Source organism: Shigella sp. SIG3 (genome assembly GCF_053555855.1).
Map to the genome: position 1 here is coordinate 1 of NZ_JBQZXE010000186.1, position 4,445 is coordinate 4,445.

The window sequence follows — 4,445 nt, forward strand, 5'->3', positions numbered from 1 at the left end:
GGGCATCAACCGGCTGTTTTAATGCTTCGGCGTAATCGGCAGACCAGCCAACTCGCACCAGAAACACGGGCTGACCGCTGGCGCGAAATTTCGCCGCCAGCTTCCCGGCGCGATTAACTACCTCATCGGCAGTATGTGGACCACCGGCAAAAGGTAAGATGCCTTCTTGTAAATCGATCACCACCAACGCAGTGGTTTTAGCATTAAGTTCAAGCATGCTGACTCCTGAAAAAACAAAATCGTGCCTCACACCTTAATGCGATTAGCCGATGGCGGAACGACAAATTTTGTTAATTTTTATGAGTTCGGGCAACACCTTTATAGCAAACTGGCGTAGAGTCTGATTTCAGGCCCGATATAAAGTGGTAACGAGGCGTTCCAGCGCGGGCCAGGCTCTTACGGTGCGGCAGAATTTCCAGTATAATAGCCGCCTTTTTTCATTCAGTTGTGACATACAGCTAACGCTGCGACTTGGTCACCTGCGCAGCAGGGGGCATCCGCCGGCAGCTAAGTTAAGGGATATCTCATGCGTACAGAATATTGTGGACAGCTCCGTTTGTCCCACGTGGGGCAGCAGGTGACTCTGTGTGGTTGGGTCAACCGTCGTCGTGATCTTGGTAGCCTGATCTTCATCGATATGCGCGACCGCGAAGGTATCGTGCAGGTATTTTTCGATCCGGATCGTGCGGACGCGTTAAAGCTGGCCTCTGAACTGCGTAATGAGTTCTGCATTCAGGTTACGGGCACCGTACGTGCGCGTGACGAAAAAAATATTAACCGCGATATGGCGACCGGCGAAATTGAAGTGCTGGCGTCCTCGCTGACTATCATCAACCGCGCAGATGTTCTGCCGCTTGACTCTAACCACGTCAACACCGAAGAAGCGCGTCTGAAATACCGCTACCTCGACCTGCGTCGCCCGGAAATGGCGCAGCGCCTGAAAACCCGCGCTAAAATCACCAGCCTGGTGCGCCGTTTTATGGATGACCACGGCTTCCTCGACATCGAAACTCCGATGCTGACCAAAGCCACGCCGGAAGGCGCGCGTGACTACCTGGTGCCTTCTCGTGTGCACAAAGGTAAATTCTACGCACTGCCGCAATCCCCACAGTTGTTCAAACAGCTGCTGATGATGTCCGGTTTTGACCGTTACTATCAGATCGTTAAATGCTTCCGTGACGAAGACCTGCGCGCTGATCGTCAGCCTGAATTTACTCAGATCGATGTGGAAACTTCTTTCATGACCGCGCCGCAAGTGCGTGAAGTGATGGAAGCGCTGGTGCGTCATTTGTGGCTGGAAGTGAAGGGCGTGGATCTGGGCGATTTCCCGGTAATGACCTTTGCGGAAGCAGAACGCCGTTATGGTTCTGATAAACCGGATCTGCGTAACCCGATGGAACTGACCGACGTTGCCGATCTGCTGAAATCTGTTGAGTTTGCAGTATTTGCGGGGCCGGCGAACGATCCGAAAGGCCGTGTTGCCGCTCTACGTGTTCCGGGTGGCGCATCGCTGACCCGTAAGCAGATCGACGAATACGGTAACTTCGTTAAAATCTACGGCGCGAAAGGTCTGGCTTACATCAAAGTTAACGAACGCGCGAAAGGTCTGGAAGGTATCAACAGCCCGGTAGCGAAGTTCCTTAATGCAGAAATCATCGAAGCCATCCTGGATCGTACTGCCGCGCAAGATGGCGATATGATTTTCTTCGGTGCCGACAACAAGAAAATTGTTGCCGACGGGATGGGCGCACTGCTCCTGAAAGTGGGTAAAGACCTTGGTCTGACCGACGAAAGCAAATGGGCACCGCTGTGGGTTATCGACTTCCCGATGTTTGAAGACGACGGTGAAGGCGGCCTGACGGCAATGCACCATCCGTTCACCTCACCGAAAGACATGACTGCTGCAGAACTGAAAGCTGCACCGGAAAATGCGGTGGCGAACGCTTACGATATGGTCATCAATGGTTACGAAGTGGGCGGTGGTTCAGTACGTATCCATAATGGTGATATGCAGCAGACGGTGTTTGGTATTCTGGGTATCAACGAAGAGGAACAGCGCGAGAAATTCGGCTTCCTGCTCGACGCCCTGAAATACGGTACTCCGCCGCACGCAGGTCTGGCATTCGGTCTTGACCGTCTGACCATGCTGCTGACTGGCACCGACAATATCCGTGACGTTATCGCCTTCCCGAAAACCACGGCGGCAGCGTGTCTGATGACTGAAGCACCGAGCTTTGCTAACCCGACTGCACTGGCTGAGCTGAGCATTCAGGTTGTGAAGAAGGCTGAGAATAACTGATATGACTCAAATACACGAAATCATTCGCGTTGCATCAAGGCGGCAACTGAGTGAACTCCCATTAGCATAGATAACTATGTGAATGGGATGAGCGAAGGCAGTCAACGAAGAGGCAGCGTGAAGGATAAAGTGTATAAGCGTCCCGTTTCGATCTTAGTGGTCATCTATGCACAAGATACGAAACGGGTGCTGATGTTGCAGCGGCGTGACGATCCCGATTTCTGGCAGTCGGTAACCGGCAGCGTGGAAGAGGGTGAAACCGCGCCGCAAGCTGCCATGCGCGAAGTAAAGGAAGAGGTCACCATTGATGTTGTCGCTGAACAACTGACCTTAATTGACTGTCAGCGCACGGTAGAGTTTGAAATTTTTTCACATTTACGTCATCGCTATGCGCCGGGCGTGACGCGTAATACGGAATCATGGTTCTGTCTTGCGCTTCCGCACGAGCGGCAGATCGTTTTCACTGAACATCTGGCTTACAAGTGGCTTGATGCGCCTGCTGCGGCGGCGCTCACTAAGTCCTGGAGCAACCGGCAGGCGATTGAACAGTTTGTAATTAACGCTGCCTGAACAGGCAGGGCTATCTGGAGATATTTTTATGGCAGGTCATAGTAAATGGGCCAACACCAGACATCGTAAAGCTGCGCAGGATGCTAAGCGCGGTAAAATCTTCACTAAAATCATTCGTGAGCTGGTAACCGCGGCTAAGCTGGGCGGTGGCGATCCGGACGCTAACCCGCGTCTGCGTGCGGCGGTGGATAAAGCACTGTCTAACAACATGACCCGTGACACACTGAACCGCGCAATTGCACGTGGTGTGGGCGGTGATGATGATGCAAACATGGAAACCATCATCTACGAAGGTTACGGTCCTGGCGGCACGGCAATCATGATTGAATGTCTGTCTGACAACCGCAACCGTACCGTTGCTGAAGTGCGTCACGCATTCAGCAAATGTGGCGGTAACCTCGGCACTGACGGTTCCGTAGCTTATCTGTTCAGCAAAAAAGGCGTGATCTCCTTCGAGAAAGGCGACGAAGACACCATCATGGAAGCAGCTCTGGAAGCAGGTGCTGAAGACGTTGTGACATATGATGACGGCGCGATTGATGTCTACACTGCATGGGAAGAAATGGGTAAAGTGCGCGACGCTCTGGAAGCGGCAGGTCTGAAAGCAGACAGCGCGGAAGTTTCCATGATCCCGTCCACCAAAGCTGATATGGATGCAGAAACCGCGCCGAAACTGATGCGTCTGATCGATATGCTGGAAGATTGCGACGACGTGCAGGAAGTTTACCATAACGGTGAAATCTCTGATGAGGTTGCAGCGACTCTCTGATGATGCCTGCTAAACAGCAAAACGGAGACGCGTGATGGCTATTATTCTCGGCATTGACCCGGGTTCGCGCGTGACCGGCTACGGCGTCATCCGCCAGGTAGGTAGGCAACTGTCTTACCTGGGTAGCGGATGCATACGCACCAAAGTGGATGATTTACCGTCTCGTCTGAAGCTCATCTATGCGGGCGTGACGGAAATCATCACCCAGTTCCAGCCTGATTATTTCGCCATTGAACAAGTCTTTATGGCGAAGAACGCTGACTCAGCCCTGAAACTGGGCCAGGCGCGCGGCGTGGCGATTGTTGCGGCGGTGAATCAGGAATTGCCGGTATTTGAATACGCGGCACGTCAGGTAAAGCAAACGGTGGTAGGTATGGGTAGTGCCGAAAAAAGCCAGGTGCAGCATATGGTCCGCACCTTGCTGAAACTGCCCGCTAATCCACAGGCGGATGCCGCCGATGCGCTGGCGATTGCCATCACCCACTGCCACGTTAGTCAGAATGCGATGCAGATGAGCGAATCGCGGCTGAACCTGGCGAGAGGGCGACTGCGTTAAGTTATACCGCCTCGGTCAGTTCTGGCTGAGGCGTTTCAACTCCCTCCGCGTGAATCAACACCAAACCCGGATGATGCCACAAACTGGCTGGCGTGACGGTTTTACGCTCCCACGGAATAGAACCTAAGAACCAGAATTTCCAGAAAGTGAGTTTTGCATTCGGATTGCTATTTAACAGTTGTCCAAACGTCTCTATTTCACCCACCGGAATACATAGCGCCTCTTTATAAATATCAAAGACAAATTTTGAA

The 4,445-nt window shown here is 52.7% G+C and carries 6 protein-coding genes; 4 read left to right on the forward strand and 2 right to left on the reverse strand.

The features are described 5' to 3' along the window. Positions 1-217, reverse strand: a 217-nt coding sequence (locus tag ACUU1I_RS19685) for an isochorismatase family protein (RefSeq protein WP_449144271.1), incomplete at its 3' end; no start/stop codon positions are given. A 309-nt stretch (positions 218-526) separates the two neighbouring features. Between ACUU1I_RS19685 and aspS the strand changes: the two genes are divergently transcribed. The 4 genes from aspS (at position 527) to ruvC (ending at position 4,194) form a co-directional block, all read left to right on the forward strand. Continuing rightward, positions 527-2,299, forward strand: coding sequence for an aspartate--tRNA ligase (gene aspS / locus ACUU1I_RS19690; protein ID WP_001258670.1), 1,773 nt, complete (start codon positions 527-529; stop codon positions 2,297-2,299). Positions 2,300-2,416: 117 nt separating this feature from the next. Continuing rightward, entirely contained in the window at positions 2,417-2,869 is a 453-nt protein-coding gene (gene nudB / locus ACUU1I_RS19695) for a dihydroneopterin triphosphate diphosphatase (protein WP_001300367.1), read from the forward strand. Between the two features lie 28 nt (positions 2,870-2,897). Next, positions 2,898-3,638, forward strand: a complete 741-nt coding sequence (locus ACUU1I_RS19700; protein ID WP_000907248.1) for a YebC/PmpR family DNA-binding transcriptional regulator — start codon at positions 2,898-2,900, stop codon at positions 3,636-3,638. A 34-nt stretch (positions 3,639-3,672) separates the two neighbouring features. Further along, positions 3,673-4,194, forward strand: coding sequence for a crossover junction endodeoxyribonuclease RuvC (ruvC, locus tag ACUU1I_RS19705; protein ID WP_005068993.1), 522 nt, complete (start codon positions 3,673-3,675; stop codon positions 4,192-4,194). A gap of 1 nt (position 4,195) precedes the next feature. Here the strand turns inward: ruvC and ACUU1I_RS19710 are convergent. Continuing rightward, positions 4,196-4,445: YiiX/YebB-like N1pC/P60 family cysteine hydrolase (locus ACUU1I_RS19710; RefSeq protein ID WP_032157083.1), on the reverse strand; the 250-nt coding region annotated here is incomplete at its 5' end.